17 protein-coding genes are annotated in these 19,055 nt (G+C 66.7%); 5 read left to right on the top strand and 12 right to left on the bottom strand.

The window, feature by feature from the left end; all coding sequences use genetic code 11:
* Positions 1–8: 8 nt before the first annotated feature.
* The 5 genes from HG262_RS20575 to HG262_RS20555 form a co-directional block, all read right to left on the bottom strand.
* On the bottom strand, positions 9–2,036 hold the full coding sequence (locus HG262_RS20575) for an acetyl/propionyl/methylcrotonyl-CoA carboxylase subunit alpha (protein WP_169272780.1): 2,028 nt from the start codon (positions 2,034–2,036) through the stop codon (positions 9–11).
* A gap of 61 nt (positions 2,037–2,097) precedes the next feature.
* Positions 2,098–3,705: a carboxyl transferase domain-containing protein gene (locus HG262_RS20570; RefSeq protein WP_006226113.1), complete on the bottom strand. Its 1,608-nt coding sequence runs from the start codon at positions 3,703–3,705 to the stop codon at positions 2,098–2,100.
* Between the two features lie 217 nt (positions 3,706–3,922).
* On the bottom strand, positions 3,923–5,104 hold the full coding sequence (locus HG262_RS20565; RefSeq protein WP_169272779.1) for an acetyl-CoA C-acetyltransferase: 1,182 nt from the start codon (positions 5,102–5,104) through the stop codon (positions 3,923–3,925).
* A gap of 2 nt (positions 5,105–5,106) precedes the next feature.
* Positions 5,107–7,020, bottom strand: a complete 1,914-nt coding sequence (gene aceK, locus HG262_RS20560; RefSeq protein ID WP_169272778.1) for a bifunctional isocitrate dehydrogenase kinase/phosphatase — start codon at positions 7,018–7,020, stop codon at positions 5,107–5,109.
* 19 nt (positions 7,021–7,039) lie between these two features.
* Entirely contained in the window at positions 7,040–8,218 is a 1,179-nt protein-coding gene (locus HG262_RS20555; RefSeq protein ID WP_169272777.1) for an isovaleryl-CoA dehydrogenase, read from the bottom strand.
* Positions 8,219–8,466: 248 nt separating this feature from the next.
* Here HG262_RS20555 and HG262_RS20550 point away from each other — a divergent pair, with 248 nt between their 5' ends.
* Both HG262_RS20550 and HG262_RS20545 read left to right on the top strand, forming a co-directional pair.
* A complete protein-coding gene (locus tag HG262_RS20550) occupies positions 8,467–9,645 on the top strand; it encodes a M20 aminoacylase family protein (protein ID WP_169272776.1) in 1,179 nt (392 codons plus the stop codon).
* 75 nt (positions 9,646–9,720) lie between these two features.
* Positions 9,721–10,692: a tripartite tricarboxylate transporter substrate binding protein gene (locus tag HG262_RS20545; protein WP_169272775.1), complete on the top strand. Its 972-nt coding sequence runs from the start codon at positions 9,721–9,723 to the stop codon at positions 10,690–10,692.
* 56 nt (positions 10,693–10,748) lie between these two features.
* Here the strand turns inward: HG262_RS20545 and HG262_RS20540 are convergent, their stop codons facing one another.
* Complete coding sequence (locus tag HG262_RS20540; RefSeq protein ID WP_211187604.1) at positions 10,749–11,081, bottom strand: YnfA family protein; 333 nt, start codon at positions 11,079–11,081, stop codon at positions 10,749–10,751.
* A gap of 9 nt (positions 11,082–11,090) precedes the next feature.
* A complete protein-coding gene (locus HG262_RS20535) occupies positions 11,091–11,471 on the bottom strand; it encodes a MerR family DNA-binding transcriptional regulator (protein WP_169272774.1) in 381 nt (126 codons plus the stop codon).
* 73 nt (positions 11,472–11,544) lie between these two features.
* Between HG262_RS20535 and HG262_RS20530 the strand changes: the two genes are divergently transcribed.
* A complete protein-coding gene (locus tag HG262_RS20530; RefSeq protein WP_169272773.1) occupies positions 11,545–12,612 on the top strand; it encodes an MBL fold metallo-hydrolase in 1,068 nt (355 codons plus the stop codon).
* 114 nt (positions 12,613–12,726) lie between these two features.
* Here HG262_RS20530 and HG262_RS20525 read toward each other — a convergent pair whose 3' ends face one another.
* Positions 12,727–13,353 (bottom strand): LysE family translocator, encoded by a 627-nt coding sequence (locus tag HG262_RS20525; protein WP_169272772.1) that lies wholly within the window; start codon positions 13,351–13,353, stop codon positions 12,727–12,729.
* A gap of 105 nt (positions 13,354–13,458) precedes the next feature.
* Between HG262_RS20525 and HG262_RS20520 the strand changes: the two genes are divergently transcribed.
* Positions 13,459–14,193, top strand: a complete 735-nt coding sequence (locus tag HG262_RS20520; RefSeq protein ID WP_169272771.1) for a nitroreductase — start codon at positions 13,459–13,461, stop codon at positions 14,191–14,193.
* A gap of 113 nt (positions 14,194–14,306) precedes the next feature.
* Positions 14,307–15,500, top strand: a complete 1,194-nt coding sequence (metC, locus tag HG262_RS20515; RefSeq protein WP_169272770.1) for a cystathionine beta-lyase — start codon at positions 14,307–14,309, stop codon at positions 15,498–15,500.
* Between the two features lie 55 nt (positions 15,501–15,555).
* Here metC and HG262_RS20510 read toward each other — a convergent pair whose 3' ends face one another.
* The 4 genes from HG262_RS20510 to HG262_RS20495 all read right to left on the bottom strand — a co-directional run.
* A complete protein-coding gene (locus tag HG262_RS20510; protein WP_169272769.1) occupies positions 15,556–16,545 on the bottom strand; it encodes an alpha/beta fold hydrolase in 990 nt (329 codons plus the stop codon).
* Positions 16,524–17,741, bottom strand: coding sequence for an ABC transporter substrate-binding protein (locus HG262_RS20505; RefSeq protein WP_169272768.1), 1,218 nt, complete (start codon positions 17,739–17,741; stop codon positions 16,524–16,526). The genes HG262_RS20510 and HG262_RS20505 overlap by 22 nt, the downstream gene beginning before the upstream one ends.
* A gap of 158 nt (positions 17,742–17,899) precedes the next feature.
* Entirely contained in the window at positions 17,900–18,532 is a 633-nt protein-coding gene (locus HG262_RS20500) for a thiol:disulfide interchange protein DsbA/DsbL (protein WP_169272767.1), read from the bottom strand.
* A 91-nt stretch (positions 18,533–18,623) separates the two neighbouring features.
* The coding region (locus tag HG262_RS20495) for an SPOR domain-containing protein (protein WP_211187602.1) at positions 18,624–19,055 on the bottom strand (432 nt) is incomplete at its 5' end.

Genomic DNA, 19,055 nt, shown 5'->3' with positions numbered 1-19,055 from the left:
GAAGCGGGTTATGCGCCGATCGACACCAGTTCGGCCCCTTCCGTTACCTGGTCGCCCACGCCGTAGAACACTTCCTCGACGCGGCCGTCCGCCGGTGCCGAAATCGTGTGCTCCATCTTCATGGCTTCCATGACCAGCAGGGGTTGGCCCTTTTCGACCGTGTCGCCCGCCTTGACCGAGATCGAGATGATCTTGCCGGGCATCGGCGCCGTCAGGCCGCCGCCGTGTTCGCCCTGCGTGTCCTGGGCGTGCGCCAAGGGGTCGTAGAGCTCCAGCACGTGCACGCCGCCTTCGCCGAATACGTGGGCGCGGTCGGCATGCAGAACGACCGTACCGGCGCTCTCATGGCCTGCCAGGGTGATGCGCAGGCCATAGGCCAGGTTGGGATTGGCGCTGGCGTGCGAACGCCACAGGAACGGTTGCGCACCCGAGCCGGCATCCAGCGTCCATGCGCCGCCTTGGCGGGCGACGGTCACGCGGCGCGTTTCGCCGTTGTCCACCCATTGCAGATGACGCTGGTACTGGTTGCCCAGGCGCCAGCCGTCGCGCGCGTCCCAGGGGTCGGACGGCCCCTTGCCGGCGGTTTGCGGGCCGGGCTGGGCCAGGCCCTGGCGCACCAGCACGGCGGCCGAGGCCAGCGCCAGCACGGCGGCGCTGGCTGCCTGCGGTTCCGGCAGCAGCGTGGCGCGCTGGCGCTCGATCAGGCCGGTGTCCAGGTCCGCGGCGGCAAAGGCGCTGTCCTGCATCAGGCGCGACAGGAATGCCACGTTGGTCTGCACGCCCACCGCCTGCGTCTGGGCCAGCGCCTGCAACATGCGGGCGCGCGCCTGGTCGCGGTCGGCGCCATGCACGATCAGCTTGGCGATCATGGGGTCGTAGAACGGGGTGATCGTGTCGCCCGTGCGCACCCCGCCGTCCACGCGGACGTCGGCGTTGGCAAAGGCGGTATGCGGCGGCAGGCCCAGGTAGGCCAGCGTGCCGATCGACGGCAGGAAGCCCTTTTCGGGGTTCTCGGCGTAGATGCGGGCCTCGATGGCGTGGCCGTTGATGCGCAGGTCTTCCTGGCGCGCCGGCAGGGGCTGGCCGGCGGCCACGCGCAACTGCCATTCCACCAGGTCGTGGCCCGTGATCATTTCGGTGACGGGGTGCTCCACCTGCAGTCGCGTGTTCATTTCCATGAAGTAGAAGCGGCCGTCCGGTTCGGAGATGAACTCGACTGTGCCAGCACCCACGTAGCCCACGGCGCGCGCGGCGGCGACGGCCGCTTCGCCCATGGCGCGACGGCGTTCTTCCGTCATGCCGGGCGCCGGCGCTTCTTCAATCACCTTCTGGTGGCGGCGCTGCACCGAGCAGTCGCGCTCGAACAGGTAGACGCAGTTGCCGTGCGTGTCCGCGAACACCTGGATTTCAATGTGGCGCGGCTTTTGCAGATAGCGTTCGATCAGCACGCGGTCGTCGCCGAAGCTGGAGGCGGCTTCGCGTTGGCAGGACGCCAGCGCGTCCAGGAACGCGCCCGACGATTCCACCACGCGCATGCCCTTGCCGCCGCCGCCGGCGCTGGCCTTGATCAGCACGGGGTAGCCGATGCCGTCGGCCTGGGTCTTCAGGAACTGCGGGTCCTGGTTGTCGCCGTGATAGCCCGGCACCAGCGGCACGCCGGCCTTTTCCATCAGGGATTTGGCGGCCGACTTGCTGCCCATGGCCGCGATGGCGGATGCGGGCGGGCCAACGAACGCGATGCCGGCTTTTTCAGCGGCTTCGGCGAACGCTTCGTTTTCCGACAGGAAGCCGTAGCCGGGGTGGATCGCGCCCGCGCCGGTGTCGATCGCGGCCTGCAGGATGGCGTCGGCGCGCAGGTAGCTGGCGCGCGGTTCCGATCCGCCGATGTACACGGCCTGATCGCAGGCGGCCACATGGCGCGCGTTGGCGTCCGCGTCCGAATACACGGCGACGGTGCGCAGCCCCATACGGCGGGCGGTGGCGGCGACGCGGCAGGCGATCTCTCCGCGGTTGGCAATCAGCAAAGTGTCGAACATGGATGTCATCCTGGCTGTAATTCTTCTTGAACTGCGGTGCTGCGGGGCAAGGGCGAACGCCCTACATCCGGAACACGCCGAACTTCGTGTCTTCGATCGGCGCGTTCAGCGCGGCCGACAAGGCCAGGCCCAGCACGCGGCGGGTATCCGCCGGCGCGATGATGCCGTCGTCCCACAGACGGGCCGTGGCGTAGTACGGATGGCCCTCGTGCTCGTACTGTTCGCGGATGGGCGCCTTGAAGGCGGCTTCTTCATCGGCCGACCACTTGCCGCCGCGCGCTTCGATGCCGTCGCGCTTGACGGTGGCCAGCACGCTTGCGGCCTGTTCGCCGCCCATCACCGAGATGCGGGCGTTGGGCCACATGAACAGCATGCGGGGCGAATAGGCGCGGCCGCACATGCCGTAGTTGCCGGCGCCGAACGAGCCGCCGATCAGCACGGTGAACTTCGGCACGGCGGCGGTCGCCACCGCCGTCACCATCTTTGCGCCGTGGCGCGCGATGCCTTCGTTCTCGTATTTGCGGCCCACCATGAAGCCGGTAATGTTCTGCAGGAACACCAGCGGGATCTTGCGCTGCGCGCACAGTTCGATGAAGTGCGCGCCCTTTTGGGCGGACTCGGAAAACAGGATGCCGTTGTTGGCGACGATGCCGACAGGCATGCCCTGGATGTGGGCAAAGCCGGTGACCAGCGTGGGGCCGAAACGCGCCTTGAATTCGTCGAATTCGGACCCGTCCACGATGCGCGCGATGACTTCGCGCACGTCATAGGGCTTGCGCGTATCGGCGGGGATGATGCCGTTCAACTCGCTGGGATCGAAGCGCGGTTCGCGCACCGGGATCGTGGCCAGCGGCGCGGGCTTCTTGCGGTTCAGGCGGGCTACGGCGTTGCGCGCCAGTTGCAGCGCATGCATGTCGTTGGCGGCCAGGTGGTCCACCACGCCCGACAGGCGCGTGTGCACGTCGCCGCCGCCCAGGTCTTCGGCGCTGACTTCTTCGCCGGTGGCGGCCTTCACCAGCGGCGGGCCGCCCAGGAAGATGGTGCCCTGGTTCTTCACGATGATGGATTCGTCGCTCATGGCGGGCACGTAGGCGCCGCCGGCGGTGCACGAGCCCATCACCACGGCGATCTGCGAAATGCCCTGCGCGGACATCTGCGCCTGGTTGTAGAAGATGCGGCCGAAGTGTTCGCGGTCGGGGAACACTTCGTCTTGCTGCGGCAGGTTGGCGCCGCCCGAGTCCACCAGGTACACGCAAGGCAGATGGTTCTGTGCGGCGATCTCTTGCGCGCGCAGGTGCTTCTTGACCGTCATCGGGTAGTACGTGCCGCCCTTGACCGTGGCGTCGTTGCAGACGATGACGCATTCGGTGCCCGACACGCGGCCGATGCCGGTGATGACGCCCGCGCCCGGCGCGTCGCCGTCGTACATATCGTGGGCCGCCATCGGCGACAGTTCCAGGAACGGGGTGCCCGGATCGATCAGGTTTTCGACGCGGTCGCGCGGCAGCAGTTTGCCGCGCGCCACGTGCTTGGCGCGCGCGGCTTCGCTGCCGCCCAGCGCCGTCTGCGCCAGCTTCTGATTCAGATCATCCAACTGCGCCTGCATGGCACGCGCGTTGTCGGTGAAGTCCTGCGACCGCGGATTGATGCGGGATTCGATGATGGGCATGGGGTTCCACCCGTCCTGCTTGATTGGAATTTGAAGGCGCTCGTAGAGCGGGTTGTCTCGCTGCCTGGTTGGTCCGGGCATTCTTGTCGATGTGGGTTTTCGTTGCGCCTTTTCCGATCTGGCCCGCGACCGACCCGTCGCGTCCGGTGGCCATGAGAGAAAAGGCGCAGCGAAAAACCACGGGAAGGCGGACGCCTGTCCGCCTTCCCGCGTGTCGTCAGACCATTTCGATTGCCATCGCGACGGCTTCGCCGCCGCCGATGCACAGCGTGGCCACGCCGCGCTTGCCGCCGGTCTTGCGCAGCGCGCCGACCAGCGTGGCCATCAGGCGGGCGCCCGATGCGCCGATCGGGTGGCCGAGCGCGGTGGCGCCGCCGTTGACGTTGACCTTGTCGTGCGGCAGCTTGAAGTCGGTCATGGCGGCCATGGTGACCACCGCGAAGGCTTCATTGATCTCGTACAGGTCCACGTCTTCGGCCTTCCAGCCGGTCTTGGCGAACAGGTTCTTCAGCGCGCCCACGGGGGCGGTCGTGAACCAGCCCGGCTCTTGCGAGTGCTGGCTGTGGGCCACGATTCGGGCCAGCGGCTTGACGCCGAGCTTCTCGGCGGTGGAAGCGCGCATCAGCACCATGGCGGCGGCGCCGTCGGAGATCGACGACGAGTTCGCGGCGGTGATGGTGCCGTCTTTCTTGAACGCGGGCTTGAGCGTGGGGATCTTTTCCGGCATGGCCTTGGTGGGGGCTTCGTCGGTGTCGATCACGGTGTCGCCCTTGCGGCCGGCGACCGTCACGGGGGCGATTTCCCACTTGAAGCTGCCGTCTTCCGAAGCGGCGCGCGCGCGGCGCAGCGATTCCAGCGAGAACGCATCCTGCTGTTCGCGTGTGAATTCGTACTTGGCGGCGCAGTCTTCGGCGAACACGCCCATGGCCTTGCCCTTGTCGTAGGCGTCTTCCAGGCCGTCCAGCGCCATGTGGTCATACACGGTGTTGTGGCCGAAGCGGTAGCCCTGGCGGGCCTTCAGCAGCAGGTAGGGCGCGTTGCTCATGCTTTCCTGGCCGCCTGCGACGACGACTTCGGCGCTGCCGGCCGCCAGCAGGTCATGGCCGAACATGGCGGCCTTCAGGCCCGAACCGCACACCTTGTGGATCGTGGTGCATGCCACGCCCAGCGGCAGGCCGGCGCCCAGCGCCGCTTGGCGCGCCGGCGCCTGGCCTTGGCCGGCTTGCAGCACGTTGCCCATGATGACTTCATCGACTTGCTCGGGCTTGATGCCGGCGCGTTCGATGGCCGCCTTGATGGCGACCGCGCCCAGCTCGTGCGCGGCCAGGCCGGACAGGCTGCCCAGCATGCCGCCCATGGGCGTGCGGGCGATGGAAACGATAACAATGGGATCTGACATGACTAGCTCCTGTGAGGGTCGGGACAGCGTCTGGGTATCGGCACTGCGCGGTTGCCCGAAGGATGTTCCGGTCGCAGGCGTCTGTCCGTATCGTAAGGGAAAAATTCTTCAATCCGGCCCTGCGCCACCTGGGCGCGGCAGGCCTGCCACCAATCCGGTTCCAGCAGGTCGGCGTGGTAGCGCATGAAGGCGCCGCGCACGCGCGCGTCGCCGAGCAGGAAGCGGCCGAATTCTTCGGGGAATACGTCGTTCGGTCCAATGGCGTACCAGGGTTCGGACGCCATTTCCGCTTCTTCGTTGGGGGCCGGCGGAATGCGCCGGAAGTTCATTTCGGTCATGCGCTGGATTTCGTCGTAGTCATAAAAGACGACCCGGCCCAGCCGCGTGACGCCGAAGTTCTTGTAAAGCATGTCGCCGGGGAAGATATTGGCGGCCGCCAACTGCCGGATCGCGTCGCCGTACTCGCGCACGGCGGGGTCCAGCAGCGCGTCGGATGCCTGGCGCAGATAGATGTTCAACGGCGTCATCCGCCGTTCGATGTAGACATGGCGGATGACGACCGTGTCCCCGGTTTCTTCGATCAGGCTGGGCACCAGACGGCGTAGTTCGTCCAGCAGCGCGGGCGCAAAACGGCTGCGCGGCAGCGCCACCTGCGAATACTCCCAGGTGTCGGCCATGCGGCCCACGCGGTCGTGCAGCTTCACCATCTGGTATTTGCGGCGCACGGTGGCGTGGTCCATGCCGTCTTTGTCGATGCGGTCCTTGATCAGCTTGAACACGTAGGGGTAGGACGGCAGCGTAAACACGCACATCACCATGCCCTTGATGCCGGGCGCGATGTCGAAGGCGTCGCGCGAGTGCGCCAGGTGATGCAGGAAATCTCGGTAGAACAGCGTCTTGCCCTGCTTTTGCAGGCCGATCATGGTGTAGAGCTCGGCCTTGGGCTTGCGCGGCAGCAGCGTCGCCAGGAAGTTGACCACGGCGGCCGGCGTTTCCATGTCCACCAGGAAATAGGCGCGTGTGAAGCTGAACAGCGTGCTCAGGTCGTCCGCGCCCAGCAGCAGCGCGTCCAGCGTCACCTGCCCCGCCGGGTTGCGCGTCAGCGCCACGGCGAAGGGGTAGACGGTGGTCTGGTTGATCAGGCGGCCGACGATGTAGGCGCCCTTGTTGCGAAAGAACAGTGAACCCAGCGCATGGATCTGGCAGTCGCTGGCGATGCGCCGTCCCACGTGGCGCGGCAACAGCGTGCGCAACTGCGCGACCGCGGCGCGCGCCAGCATGCGGGTGTCGCGCGGCAGGTCTTCGAACGGCAGCGCCAGGCCAAAGTCGGCCACCATGCGGATCAGGCTTTTTTCCAGCCCGTCGGTGGCCGGGTAGTACACCCGGTACGACGGCGTGCTGCTGTCCAGATAGTCGGTCGCAACCGCCGGACGCACGAAGAGGAAATCGTTGTGGAAATAGTCGCGGTGCAGCAGCCGGCACGACACCGAATTGAAGAAGGTCTCGGCGCATTCCGGCTGGCGGTGGTCGCCCAGCAGGCCGACGAACTCCTGCTTGATCTGCTGCCAGTAAGCCGTCTGGGCGTCGGTCAGGGCCGGCGCCGCGGCGCCGTTCGCCCCGTCGCCGTTCTTGGCCGACGCGCCCAGCGCGCCCTCCGGGCGGCCGCGCAGCACGCTTTCCAGCTGGGTGGCGCATTCGCGCACCCGCATGTCGTAGTACTCGATGCGTTCGCGGGACAAATGCTGGATGCCGTGCCAGTCGCCGGATTCGAACAGCGCCTTGGCGCGCTGCGCGCTGTAGCGGAACAGCGCGTAGTGCCGGTCGAACCCGGCCAGGATCAGCCGTGCGACGTCCAGCGGCGAGGGCCCCGGGGCGGGGGCCTGCTCGATATGCTGGACATCGGACATGCGGATCATGGCGGAGGCGTCCGGGGGATCAGGCGGTTTCGTTGAACAATTCGCGGCCGATCAGCATGCGGCGGATTTCGCTGGTGCCGGCGCCGATCTCGTACAGCTTGGCGTCGCGCCACAGGCGGCCCACCGGGTATTCGTTGATGTAGCCGTTGCCGCCCAGGATCTGCACGCCTTCGCCGGCCATCCACGTGGCTTTTTCGGCCGTGTACAGGATCAGCGCGGCGCAGTCCTTGCGGACCTGGCGCACGTGCTCGGTGCCCAATTTATCCAGGTTCTTGCCCACCTGGTAGCAGAACGCGCGGCTGGCCTGCAGCGTGGTGTACAGGTCGGCGACCTTGCCCTGGATCAGCTGGAATTCGCCGATGGCCTGGCCGAACTGCTTGCGGTCGTGAATATAGGGGACGACGACGTCCATCACCGCCTGCATGATGCCCAGCGGGCCGCCGGACAGCACGGCGCGTTCGTAGTCCAGGCCGCTCATCAGGACGCGAACGCCGCCGTTGACCTGGCCCAGCACGTTTTCTTCGGGGATTTCGCAGTCCTGGAACACGAGTTCGCCCGTGTGGCTGCCGCGCATGCCCAGCTTGTCCAGTTTCTGGGCCACCGAAAAGCCTTTGAAGCCCTTTTCCACCAGGAAAGCGGTGATGCCGCGCTGGTGCGCTTCGGGGTCGGTCTTGGCGTAGACGACCAGCGTGTCGGCGTCCGGGCCGTTGGTGATCCACATTTTGGTGCCGTTCAGCACGTAGCGGTCGCCCTTCTTTTCGGCGCGCAGCTTCATGCTGACCACGTCGGAACCGGCGCCCGGCTCGCTCATGGCCAGGGCGCCCACGTGTTCGCCGGAAATCAGCTTGGGCAGGTACTTGGCCTTCTGGGCCGCCGTGCCGTTGCGGTTGATCTGGTTCACGCACAGGTTGGAGTGGGCGCCGTACGACAAACCCACCGACGCGCTGGCGCGCGAGATCTCCTCCATCACCACCATATGGGCCAGATAGCCCATGTTGGCGCCGCCGTATTCCTCGTCGGCCGTCATGCCCAGCACGCCGAGTTCGCCGAATTTGCGCCAGAGGTCCATGGGGAACTGGTCGCTGCGATCGACTTCCGCCGCGCGGGGCGCGATCTCGGCCTGCGCGAAATTGCGCACGGCGTCGCGCAGCATGTCCAGGTCTTCGCCCAGGTCGAAGTTCAGGCCGGGAAGGTTCATCGATGTCTCCGTGATAGTGGGTACTTACATTCTTGTGGGCGCCTACCATCGGCGCAATGCCGTCATCGGAGGCTCATCATGCGCCGATCGCGTATCGCAGCGCAATGATGCACCGCAAATATTACGTTTACGTAAACGTAAATTGGAGTCGGGTTATCCCTAGGGAATTGGGTCTTTCCCAGGGAGCGGCCATGAGTACTATTCCAGCCGTCCCCTGAATCCCCCGCTTTGGCGCTATGGAGTTTGCCGTGCTCGAACTATCGAATCTGGACGAAATTGTGGCGCTGCGGCGCGATATCCACATGCACCCCGAGCTCTGTTACGAAGAGCACAGGACGGCCAAGGTGGTGGCGGACACGCTGCGCGCCTGGGGCATCGAAACGCATACCGGCATCGCCAAGACCGGCGTGGTCGGGGTGATCAAGCACGGCACGTCGGACCGGGCCATCATGTTGCGCGCCGACATGGACGCCCTGCCCATGCAAGAGGAAAACCAGTTCGAGCACCGCTCGCGGCACGACGGCAAGATGCACGGCTGCGGCCACGACGGCCATACCGCCATGCTGCTGGCCGCCGCACGGCATCTGCAAAGCGCGGGCGGCTTCGACGGCACGGTCTACCTGTGCTTCCAACCCGCCGAGGAAGGCGGCGCGGGCGGGCGCGCCATGATCCAGGATGGGCTGTTCACGCGCTTCCCGTGCGAAGCCGTGTTCGGCATGCACAACTGGCCGGGCCTGCCGGCGGGTTCGTTTGGCGTGTGCGCCGGCCCGATGATGGCGGCGGCCAACGGCTTCAAGATCACCGTCAAGGGCAAGGGCGGCCACGCCGCCGCGCCCCAGGATTGCGCCGACCCGGTGCCGGCGCTGTTCGCCATCGGCCAATCGCTGCAGACCATCCTGACGCGCAGCAAGCGGCCGCTGGATGCCGCCGTGCTGTCCATCACGCAGGTCCAGGCCGGCGGCAGCGTCATCAACGTGATCCCGAATACCGCCTGGCTGGGCGGCTCGGTGCGTGCCTACAGCACGGACGTGGTCGACCTGATCGAACGCCGCATGAAAGAGATTGCCGGCAACATCGCCGCCGCGCACGGCTGCGAGGCCGACGTGTTCTTCGAGCGCCGCTACCCGGCGCTGGTCAACACCGTGGCCGAGACCGAGTTCTGCATGGGCGTCATGCGCGACGTGGTCGGCGAAGACCGCGCGCTGACCATCGAACCCGCGATGGCCTCGGAAGATTTCGCATTCCTGCTGCAGGAAAAGCCGGGCTGCTATGTGTTCCTGGGCAACGGCGATGGCGAGCACCGCATGGCCGGCCACGGCCTGGGCCCCTGCATGCTGCACAACGCCAGCTATGACTTCAATGATGCTTTGATTCCGGCGGGCGCGTCGTACTGGGTTCGCCTGGCGCAGCGCTATCTGACGGCCTGACCGCCGCGCCTGCTTGATGTGTTTCCCGTTTCACGCTTTACCCAACGCAGTGCTACGCAACATCACTAGGACGATATGAAAAAGAAGACATTGCTGCTCAAGGCCGCGGGGGCGGCCCTGGCAATCGTGGCAAGCGGCGCCATGGCCCAAAGCTGGCCCGCCAAGCCCGTCACGCTGGTCGTGCCCTACACCGCCGGCGGCAGCGCCGACGCGATCGGGCGCCGCCTGGGCGACGTGCTGCGCAAGGAAGCCAACATCACCGTCATCGTTGAAAACAAGCCGGGCGCCGGCGCGTCGGTGGGCACGGACTTCGTCGCCCGCGCACAGCCCGACGGCACCACCTTGCTGCTGGCGTCCACCAGTCCGCTGACGATTTTCCCGCATCTGGCCAAGACCAACTACGACCCGATGAAGGACCTGACGCCGGTGGCCAGCGTGGCCGTGGCGCCGGTCGCCATCGTGGCGACCAAGGCGCTGCCGGTGAAAGACTTCGCCGGTCTGGTGGAATACGCCCGCGCGCACCCCGAAGGCGTGCGCTACGGCACCCCGGGCCAGGGCACTGTCGCCCACATCGGCATGGCCGCCGTCACCGCGCAGACCGGCACCAAGATGCTGCACGTGCCCTACCGCGGCAACAGTCAGGCGCTGACCGACGGCCTGGGCGGCGTGGTCGAGCTGCTGGTCGTCAACAGCGACGTCGTGCTGCCGCACGTGGCCAACGGCGCGCTCCGGCCGCTGGCGGTGATGGCGCCGCAACGCCTGGCCGCCTGGCCGGATGTGCCCACGATGGCCGAGCTGAAGCTGCCGCAGGCGCAGTACTACTCCAACTTCGGTGTGTTCGCGCCTGCCAACCTGCCGCCGGCGGTGTCGCAGCCGCTGTTGGCCGCGTTGACGAAGGCGATCGCCAGCGCCGACTTCCAGGACCTGCTGGCCAAGTCCTATCTGCAGCCCGGCACGGCATCGGGCGAGGCCTTTGCCAAGCAGGTGCAGGCCGAGTTCACGAACAACGCCCGCCTCATCAAGGAAGGCAACATCAAGGCGGAGTGATCGGGATGTCGGTCCCGAACTGACGGTCGCCAGGAGGGGGCGCGCGCTCCCTCCTCCTACGTGCTCCGGGGTCCGAACATGATCACCAGCATGCCGGCCAGGCACAGGCCCACGCCGAGCCAGTCGCTTGCGCTGGGGCGCACGCCGTCCACGGCCCACAGCCACAGCAGCGCCATGCCGACGTACACGCCGCCATACGCGGCGTAGACCCGGCCGGACGCGGTCGGATGCAAGGTGAGCAGCCACGCGAACAACGCCAGGCTCGCCGCGGCGGGCGCCAGCAGCCAGATGGAATGGCCCTTGCGCAGCCACAGATACGGGAGATAGCAGCCGACGATTTCGGCCAGCGCGGTCAGGATGAACAGCGCGACGGTCTGCAGGGCGCCCATGTGGCGCCCTCAGGGCTTCTGCGCCAGCAGGGCGCGGCATTCGCGCTCCTGTTGCGCGATTTCTTGCAGCGTGTCTTCGATGTCGCGGCGCTGCTGCTCCAGCGTGGCGCGATGTTGTTCCAATACGGTCAGGTACTGGCGCAACTGCACCACGGTGTCGCCCGGGCCGTCGTACATGTCGATCAGGGTCAGGATTTCGGACAACTGCAGCCCCAGGCGCTTGCCGCGCAACGCCAGTTTCAGGCGCGTGCGGTCGCGCGGGCCGAAGATGCGGTTGCGCCCCTCGCGCGCCGGGCTGACGATCCCCTGGTCTTCATAGAAGCGGATCGTGCGGGGCGTGACGTCGAACTCGCGGGAGAGTTCAGAGATGGTCCAGGTTGACGAGGGCATGCGACGTGTGGCAGTTTACGTAAACGTAAATTATGATGACTTGACGTGAACGTCAAGCGTGGAGCGAGAGGCAATGAACCCCAACGAACAGAAACTGAACTATCCCTGGGCGGACTTCCAGCCCGAAGCCGGCCGGGCGCACATCGTGGCGGAGGGGGTCAAATGGATTCGGATGCCGCTGCCGTTCGCGCTGGATCATATCAACCTCTGGCTGCTGCGCGACAACATCGAGGGCCGCGACGGCTGGACCATCGTCGACTGCGGGATCTCGCGCGACGAGGTCAAGTCGCTGTGGGAAGAGGTTTTCAAGAACGAACTGGAAGGCCTGCCCGTCCTGCGCGTGCTGGTCACCCACATGCACCCGGACCATATCGGCCTGGCCCACTGGCTCTGTGAACGCTGGGACGCGCGCCTGTGGATGACGATGACGGACTTCATGGTGGCGTCCTTGTGGTCGTCGCGCCGCAACGACGCCGGGGCCGGCCCCGGCGGCCAATCGGCCGTCGAGCACTTCGCCCGCCACGGGCTGACCGACCCTGACGCGCAAGAACAGATCCGCCAGCGCGCCAACTACTTCCCGAATCTGGTGCCCGCCGTGCCCGCGCGCTACACGCGCATCATGCACGGAGACCAGGTCCGCATCGGTGGCCGCGACTGGCGCGTGATCGTGGGTTATGGCCATGCGCCGGAGCACGCGTCGCTGCATTCGCCCGGCCTGAACGTGCTGATCTCGGGTGACATGGTGCTGCCGCGCATTTCCACCAACGTGAGCGTGTTCGATTACGAACCCGACGCCAACCCCCTGCCCCTGTACCTGCGGTCGCTGGACGGCTACGACGGCCTGCCGGACGACACCCTGGTGCTGCCCTCGCATGGTCGCCCCTTCACGGGCCTGCATGAGCGCATTGCGCAGCAGCACGAGCATCACCGCGATCGTCTGGCCGAAGTGCTGGAGGCGTGCGCCGCGCAGCCACAGTCGACGTCCGACATCGTGCCCGTGCTGTTCAAGCGCAAGCTGGACCTGCACCAGCTGACCTTCGCCATGGGCGAGGCGCTGGCGCACCTGCACGCGCTGTATTTCGAAGGCAAGCTCAAGCGCGCCACCGGCGTCGACGGTATCGTGCGCTTTACTGCGGTCTGATCACTGCGGTCTGATCACGGCGGTCCGATCCCGGCCACTTGATCACGGCCGCCTGATCGGCTGGCCAAGCGGGGGGCGCGCGACGGGCGTACAAGCCGCGGGCGCGCAATCCGCTTATCGCGTCGCGGTCGCCAACCGCACGGCCAGGCCCACGAACACCAGGGCGGCGATGCGGTTCAACCAGCGCTTGGCCGTCACCGAGCGCTGCAGCAGTTCGCCAAACGCGCCCGAGAAGAACGCGATGGCGCCGAACACCAGCAAGGTCGACACCATGAACACGGCGCCCAGCTGCAAGGTCTGAATGCCGACCGGGCCCATCGCCGGCGACGTGAACTGCGGCAGGAAGGCGAAGAAAAACAGCAGCACCTTCGGATTGGTCAGGTTCATCACGATGCCGCGGCGATACAGCGCGCCGGGCTTGAGCGGTTCAGGCGCCCTGCCGGTTTCCGATTCCACCGGCGCCCGCAGGATCTGCCACGCCAGATACGCCAGGTAGGCGGCGCCCGCCAGCTTCAGCACCGTGAACGCCACGGGCGACGCGGCGAACACGGCCGCCAGCCCGAACGCCACGGCGGCCGTGTGGCCGAGCAGCCCCGTGCACAGCCCCAACACCACCAGCATGCCCGCCTTGCGTCCCCAAATGGCCGATTGCATCAGCACGAACAGGTTGTCCGGCCCCGGCGTCAGGGCCAGCAGGACGGCAATGCCGAAAAACGCGATCAGGGTATCGATGGGCAGCATGGGTCTCGCCTGGAACGTGAAGGGCTCCGGTCAGCCGGAGAATGGCATCATAAGGGCAAAATCCACCCGGCCATTTGTGCCGACAACCGGAGAGAGAGACACATCATGGCCGCGCACCCCACGCAGGATCCGCAAGCCCGCGACGACAACGACACCCGCCCCGACGCCGCGCTGGAAAGCTGGCTGCGGACCCGCCACAGTTGCCGCGCGTTCCTGCCCGCGCCGGTTCCCCGCCCCACGATCGAACGCATCCTGACTCTGGCGCAGCGCACGGCGTCCTGGTGCAACTGCCAGCCCTGGCAAGTGGCCATCACGGAAGGCGCGGGCACCGAACGCCTGCGCGCGGCGCTGCAAGCCCGGGCGGAGCAGGCGGCCGTCACGCCTGGCTTCACGCCGGATTTTCCCTTCCCCCGCGAATACCGCGACGAGTATCTGGCGCGTCGCCGCGAGTCGGGCTTCCAGCTGTATGGCGCCGTGGGCGTGGCACGCGGCGACCGCGAGGCCTACCGCCGCCAGGAGATGCGCAACTTCCAGCTGTTCGACGCGCCGCACGTGGCCATCATCACCACCGACGAGGCGCTGGGCGAATACGGCGCGATGGACTGCGGCGGCTATGTGGCGAACTTCCTGCTGGCCGCTCAGGCCAACGGGGTGGCGACCGTCGCGCAGGCTTCGCTGGCAATGTATCCCGAGGTGCTGCGCGACGTGCTGGGCATCGGCGCGGGCCGCCGCGTCGTCTGCGGCATTTCCTTCGGCTACGCCGATGCCGCGCACCCCGCCAATAGCTACCGCACAAACCGCGCCGACCTGCCCGAAAGCGTCGCCTGGGTCACGGCCTAGGGACAGGCGGCCGCGCGCCTGATATGGTTCACTTTATCCGCCTTTGTTCCGGCCCTTTTGGTTTCGGCCCTGTTCATTCCGGCCCTGTTCATTCTTAAGCACTTCCCCTGAAGATGACCACCAAACACATCGATACGGTTTTGCAGCACGCGGGCACCGCCCCGTTCCATCCTGAAACCGGTACGGCGCCGGTACCGCTGCCGCCCATGCGCGCCAGCACGGTCCGCTTCGAGAACCTGGCCGCGCTGGAGCAGGCGCAGCGCACCAAGGCGGCCGGCGGTCGCGCCAACACCTATGGCCGCATGGGCATGGACACGCATGCCGCGCTGGAAGAGGTGTTCACGCAACTGGAAGGCGGCACGCATTGCTATCTGGCCTCGTCGGGCCTGTCGGCGATGACGATGGTCATGATGGCGCTCTGCTCGGCGGGCGACCACGCGCTGATCTCCGACTGCGTGTACGGCCCGATGCGTGAACTGGACGATGCCGTGCTCAAGCGCATGAACATCGACATCACGTATTTCTCGGCCGGCGAAGACCTGGAAGCGCTGGTGCAGCCGAACACGAAGCTGCTGTATGTGGAATCGCCCGGTTCGCTGCTGTTCGAAATGCTGGACATGGGCGCGATGGCCGCGTTCGCCCAGGATCACGGCCTGGTGCTGGCCACCGACAACACCTGGGGGTCGGGCTACATCTACCGCCCGCTGACACTGGGCGCACAGGTCTCGGTCATCGCCGGCACCAAGTACGTGGGCGGCCACTCCGACCTGATGCTGGGGGCGGTGGTCACCAACGACGAAGCGATCGCCAAGAAGCTGAACCGCACGCAGTACGCGATGGGCTATTCCATCAGTGCCGATGACGCCTGGCTGGCGCTGCGCGGCGTGCGCACCATGCCCATCCGCATGGCCCAGCACGCGCGCCATGCGCTGCAGGTGTGCGAATTCTTCAAGGGCCGGCCCGAAACCGTGCGCCTGTTCCACCCGGCCTGGCCGGCGGATCCGGGCCATGCGCTGTGGCAGCGCGATTGCACGGGTTCCAACGGCATGCTGTCGGTGGAACTGGGTCTGTCGCCGGCGGCCGCGCGGGCTTTCGTGGATGCGCTGACCTTATTCGGCATCGGCTTTTCCTGGGGCGGCTACGAAAGCCTGGTGCAGCTCGTGTCGCCCAAGGACTTGTCCAAGCACCGCTATTGGGGCGAAGGCGACAACGCCTTGGTCCGCCTGCACATCGGCCTGGAATCGCCGGAAGACATCATCGCCGACCTGACCCAGGCACTGGAAAAGGCCGCGGCGGTACGCGAGTAACGCCGCAGCTTGCGTTGCTCGCAAGGCGGCGCGCCATGCGCGCGACGCCTTGCCTTCACACCGCCGAGCCGCGGATCCAGGCGCCGATGCGCCCGGCGATGTCGTCGCTGTTGTCGTCCATCATCGGCATGTGGGAATTGCCCGCCACGCCCTGGTCCGCCAGCCGCCACACGTCCACCCGCGCGCCATGCCGCGCCAGCGTCTCGGCATAGTCCTGGCCGGCGGCGCACAGGCGCTGCCACAGCGGCGTGGCGTCCAGATAGTCGCCATAGACGAACAGGAACGGTTTGTCCGCCACCGCTGCGGCCGTGACGTCGCTGGAGAAACCCGACGGTTCGATGCCGATCACGCCGCGCACCAGGTCCGGCCGCGCATGCAGCGCCCGGTAGGCCACTTCGCCGCCATGGCTGTGCGCCAGCACCAGGCAGGGGCCGACACGGTCCAGCACGGCGCAGAAGCCGCGCAAAGCCGCGTCGTTGTTGCCCAGCCAGCGCGGCACCGCGTGCCGGATGAAGTCGTCGAAGGCGCCGATGGGAAAGCGTTGTCCGGCGAACGCGCGCCGCGCCTGGAAATCCTCGGTGCGCCCGAAGCGGAACAGCGACCAGCTTTCTTCCGCGTTGCGGATGATGGGCGGCTCGGGCCAGACCTGCTGGAACGGCGCCCAGCCGGCGCGGCCGCGCTCGACGTTGTCCACCACATACACCGCATGGCCCTGGCGCAGGAAATGCTGCATCCACCCCGGCCGGCCGTCCGGCGTCTGTTCCCACATGGCGCCCGTCATGCCGCCGCCGTGCAGCAGCACGATGGGCAGCGGATGGGACAGCCGGGCCGGGATGAAATACTGCACGTAGGCCTGCTCGAAGTGGTACAGGCCATTGGGGTCGTACGCCAGCGACGCGCTTTGCGTGAAAGCGATGTCGCGCTGCGGCAGGCCGGCCACGCGCACGGGCCTGCCGCCCGCATAGAAGCTGCCGAAGTCCGCCAGCGCGACGGGTTCCGAGGCGGACGTCGGTCTGGCCGGCTTCATTTCTTGACCAGCGGGCATTGGCTTTCCGACAGCGGCCAGGCCAGCGTATCGCCGGGGATGGTGCGCACGATGTTGTAGTAGTCCCAGGGCGCCTTGGACTGCGTGGGCGTCTTCACCTGCGCCAGCATCATGTCGCGCACCACCAGGCCATCTTCGCGGATACGCGCATTCAGGCTGAACGGATCGTCGATGGGCAGCGCCTTCATTTTCGCCATCACGGCGTCCGAATCCGCCGTGCCCGCGGCCTTCACCGCTTGCAGGTAGTGGCGCACCGAACTGTAGACGCCTGCTTGCAGGAAGGTGGGCGGACGGCCGACGCGCGCTTCGAATTTCTTGGTGAAGGCGCGCGTGCCGTCGTTCATGTCCCAATACGCAGGCACGGTCAGATAGGTCTTCTGCGCCGCTTGCAGGCCCAGACTGTGAACGTCCGTGATCAGCAGCAGCATGGCGGCCAGCTGCTGCGTGCCGCCGATGCCGAATTCCGCCGCCTGCTTAATGGCCGAAATGGTGTCGCCGCCCGCGTTCGCGATGGCGATGATCTGCGCCTTGGAGCCCTGGGCCTGGAGCAGGAAGGATGCGAAATCGGAGGCGTTGAGCGGGTGGAACACCGTGCCCACCACTTCGCCGCCATTGGCTTTGACGACGGTTTCGGTGTCGGCGGCCAACTGCTTGCCGAACGCGTAATCGGACGCCAGGATGAACCAGCGCTTGTTGCCCTCGTTGACGACGGCAGTCGCCGTCCCGCGCGACAGCGCATAGGTGGTGTAGGTCCACTGCACGCCATACGGCGAGCATTGCGCTTGCGACAGCGCGGTGGTGCCGGGGCTGGAGAACAGCACCAGCTTCTTCTTTTCGCGCGCAATTCCTTGCACCGCCAGCGCGACGGACGAATTGGGCACGTCCACCACGACGTCCACGCCGTCGGTGTCGTACCACTTGCGGACCATGCTGCTGCCGATGTCGGGGCGATGCTGGTGGTCGCCCGACACCAGTGAAATCGGTTTACCCAGCACCGAGCCCCCCATTTCCTCGATGGCCAGGCGGGCGGCTTCCACCGACCCCTTGCCCGTGGCGTCGGCGGTGACGCCCGCCATGTCCGTCAGGACGCCGATCTTCACGCCGTCGGCCGTGCTGGCGTGCGCGGCAAACGCGCCAAGCGCCAGGCACAGGCCCACGGCCAATGCCGCGCGGTTGCGCAGGAATTGCTGTTTCATTTGTCTTCCACCCGTTTGATGCCGTCGTTGCGGCGAATTTTTGTGGCGAAAGTGTAGCGCCGGCGTTCAGGGGCCGGGCGCTCGTGAAACATCTTCTCCAAAAAGAAAGCGCCCCGGCCTGATGGCCGGGGCGCTTTGCCGTGAATCGTGGGCGCGGATTACTTGTTGCGCGCCATCGGGATCAACTGGTTGACTTCCTTCAGGGCGCCTTCGTAGCTGTTGCCCGCCATGACCGGCGAGGTCATGAACTTGCCGCCCACGGCAAACGAGGGCGTGCCGTCGATGCGATAGGCCTCGGCCAGCTGGGTGGCGCGTTGCACCTGGGTCTGCACGCTGAACGAGTCGAACACCGAATCGAACTTGGCGCGGTCCACGCCTTGGGACGCGGCCCACTCGCCCATGGCCTTCTTGTCGAACAGGCGCTTGTGCTCGCCGTGGATGGCGGTGAAGAACTTGGCGTGCAGGTCCTGGCGGTCCAGGGCCAGGAACGTGTAGTACACCTGCTGCAGCGGCTTCATGCCGGCGTTGAAGGCGATCGGCACTTGCTTGAGCACGACGTCCGACGGGGCGGTCTTGACCCAGTCTTCAACCATGGGTTCCATGGCGGCGCAATGCGGGCAGGTGTAGGCGAAGAACTCCAGCACTTCCACTTTGCCCGGGGTGTCCGACGGCAGCGGCGGGTTGATCGACACATAGGCCGGCGTGCCTTGAGCGTGGCTTGCCTGGCTGAAGAACGCCGTGGCGGTCAGCGCGGCCGCGGCCATGATGCGGATAATCTTGGTGGACAACATGGGTGAGAGGTTCCTGGGTAAAAAGTGACAGACAGGCCCGGGGCCGGATAAGTTCAATACCACGCGTGCAATACCTGGCCGCCGGCGCGCCTTACTGGCGCACCACGGCGGTTTCAATCTTGTTCTCGCCCAGCCTGCCGCGGGCCCGGTTCATGTCGTCCAGGCGTGCGAACGGGCCGACGCGCACCCGGTTGATCGCCTTGCCGTTCACTTCGGCCTTCTGCACCGCCACCGGCAAACCCAGCAGGATGATGCGGGCCTTCAGCGATTCCGCGTCGTTTTCGCCGCGGAAGGCACCGGCCTGCAGATAGTACGTGCCGGTTGCCGCCGACGCCGTGGCGGTCGCGGCTTTGGGGGACGGGGCAGGGGCAGTTTTCGAAATCGGCGTGGGCGCCTGGGTGGGTGCCACGGCGACCCGCTCGGGGGCGGAAGACGAGGCCTGCGGTTTGGCCGTTGACGGCAACGTGGCGATCAGCGCGCCCAGATCGTCCAGCTTGGACGGCGTTTCGTCGGGCTTGGACGT

The sequence above is a fragment of the Achromobacter sp. Bel genome, from assembly GCF_012928505.1.
Classification (GTDB): domain Bacteria; phylum Pseudomonadota; class Gammaproteobacteria; order Burkholderiales; family Burkholderiaceae_B; genus Achromobacter.
Note: the sequence above shows the minus strand (reverse complement) of the source record. Positions and strands in the feature narration are given on the sequence as shown.

Excerpts from the sequence above, each read along its gene's own strand:
- HG262_RS20505 (WP_169272768.1), bottom strand. The coding sequence starts at position 17,741 with ATGAAACAGCAATTCCTGCGCAACCGCGCGGCATTGGCCGTGGGCCTG.
- HG262_RS20530 (WP_169272773.1), top strand. The coding sequence starts at position 11,545 with ATGAACCCCAACGAACAGAAACTGAACTATCCCTGGGCGGACTTCCAG.
- HG262_RS20575 (WP_169272780.1), bottom strand. The coding sequence starts at position 2,036 with ATGTTCGACACTTTGCTGATTGCCAACCGCGGAGAGATCGCCTGCCGC.
- HG262_RS20555 (WP_169272777.1), bottom strand. The coding sequence starts at position 8,218 with ATGAACCTTCCCGGCCTGAACTTCGACCTGGGCGAAGACCTGGACATG.
- HG262_RS20525 (WP_169272772.1), bottom strand. The coding sequence starts at position 13,353 with ATGCTGCCCATCGATACCCTGATCGCGTTTTTCGGCATTGCCGTCCTG.
- HG262_RS20540 (WP_211187604.1), bottom strand. The coding sequence starts at position 11,081 with ATGGGCGCCCTGCAGACCGTCGCGCTGTTCATCCTGACCGCGCTGGCC.
- HG262_RS20565 (WP_169272779.1), bottom strand. The coding sequence starts at position 5,104 with ATGTCAGATCCCATTGTTATCGTTTCCATCGCCCGCACGCCCATGGGC.
- aceK (WP_169272778.1), bottom strand. The coding sequence starts at position 7,020 with ATGATCCGCATGTCCGATGTCCAGCATATCGAGCAGGCCCCCGCCCCG.
- HG262_RS20570 (WP_006226113.1), bottom strand. The coding sequence starts at position 3,705 with ATGCCCATCATCGAATCCCGCATCAATCCGCGGTCGCAGGACTTCACC.
- HG262_RS20535 (WP_169272774.1), bottom strand. The coding sequence starts at position 11,471 with ATGCCCTCGTCAACCTGGACCATCTCTGAACTCTCCCGCGAGTTCGAC.
- HG262_RS20510 (WP_169272769.1), bottom strand. The coding sequence starts at position 16,545 with ATGCCCGCTGGTCAAGAAATGAAGCCGGCCAGACCGACGTCCGCCTCG.
- HG262_RS20520 (WP_169272771.1), top strand. The coding sequence starts at position 13,459 with ATGGCCGCGCACCCCACGCAGGATCCGCAAGCCCGCGACGACAACGAC.
- HG262_RS20545 (WP_169272775.1), top strand. The coding sequence starts at position 9,721 with ATGAAAAAGAAGACATTGCTGCTCAAGGCCGCGGGGGCGGCCCTGGCA.
- HG262_RS20500 (WP_169272767.1), bottom strand. The coding sequence starts at position 18,532 with ATGTTGTCCACCAAGATTATCCGCATCATGGCCGCGGCCGCGCTGACC.
- metC (WP_169272770.1), top strand. The coding sequence starts at position 14,307 with ATGACCACCAAACACATCGATACGGTTTTGCAGCACGCGGGCACCGCC.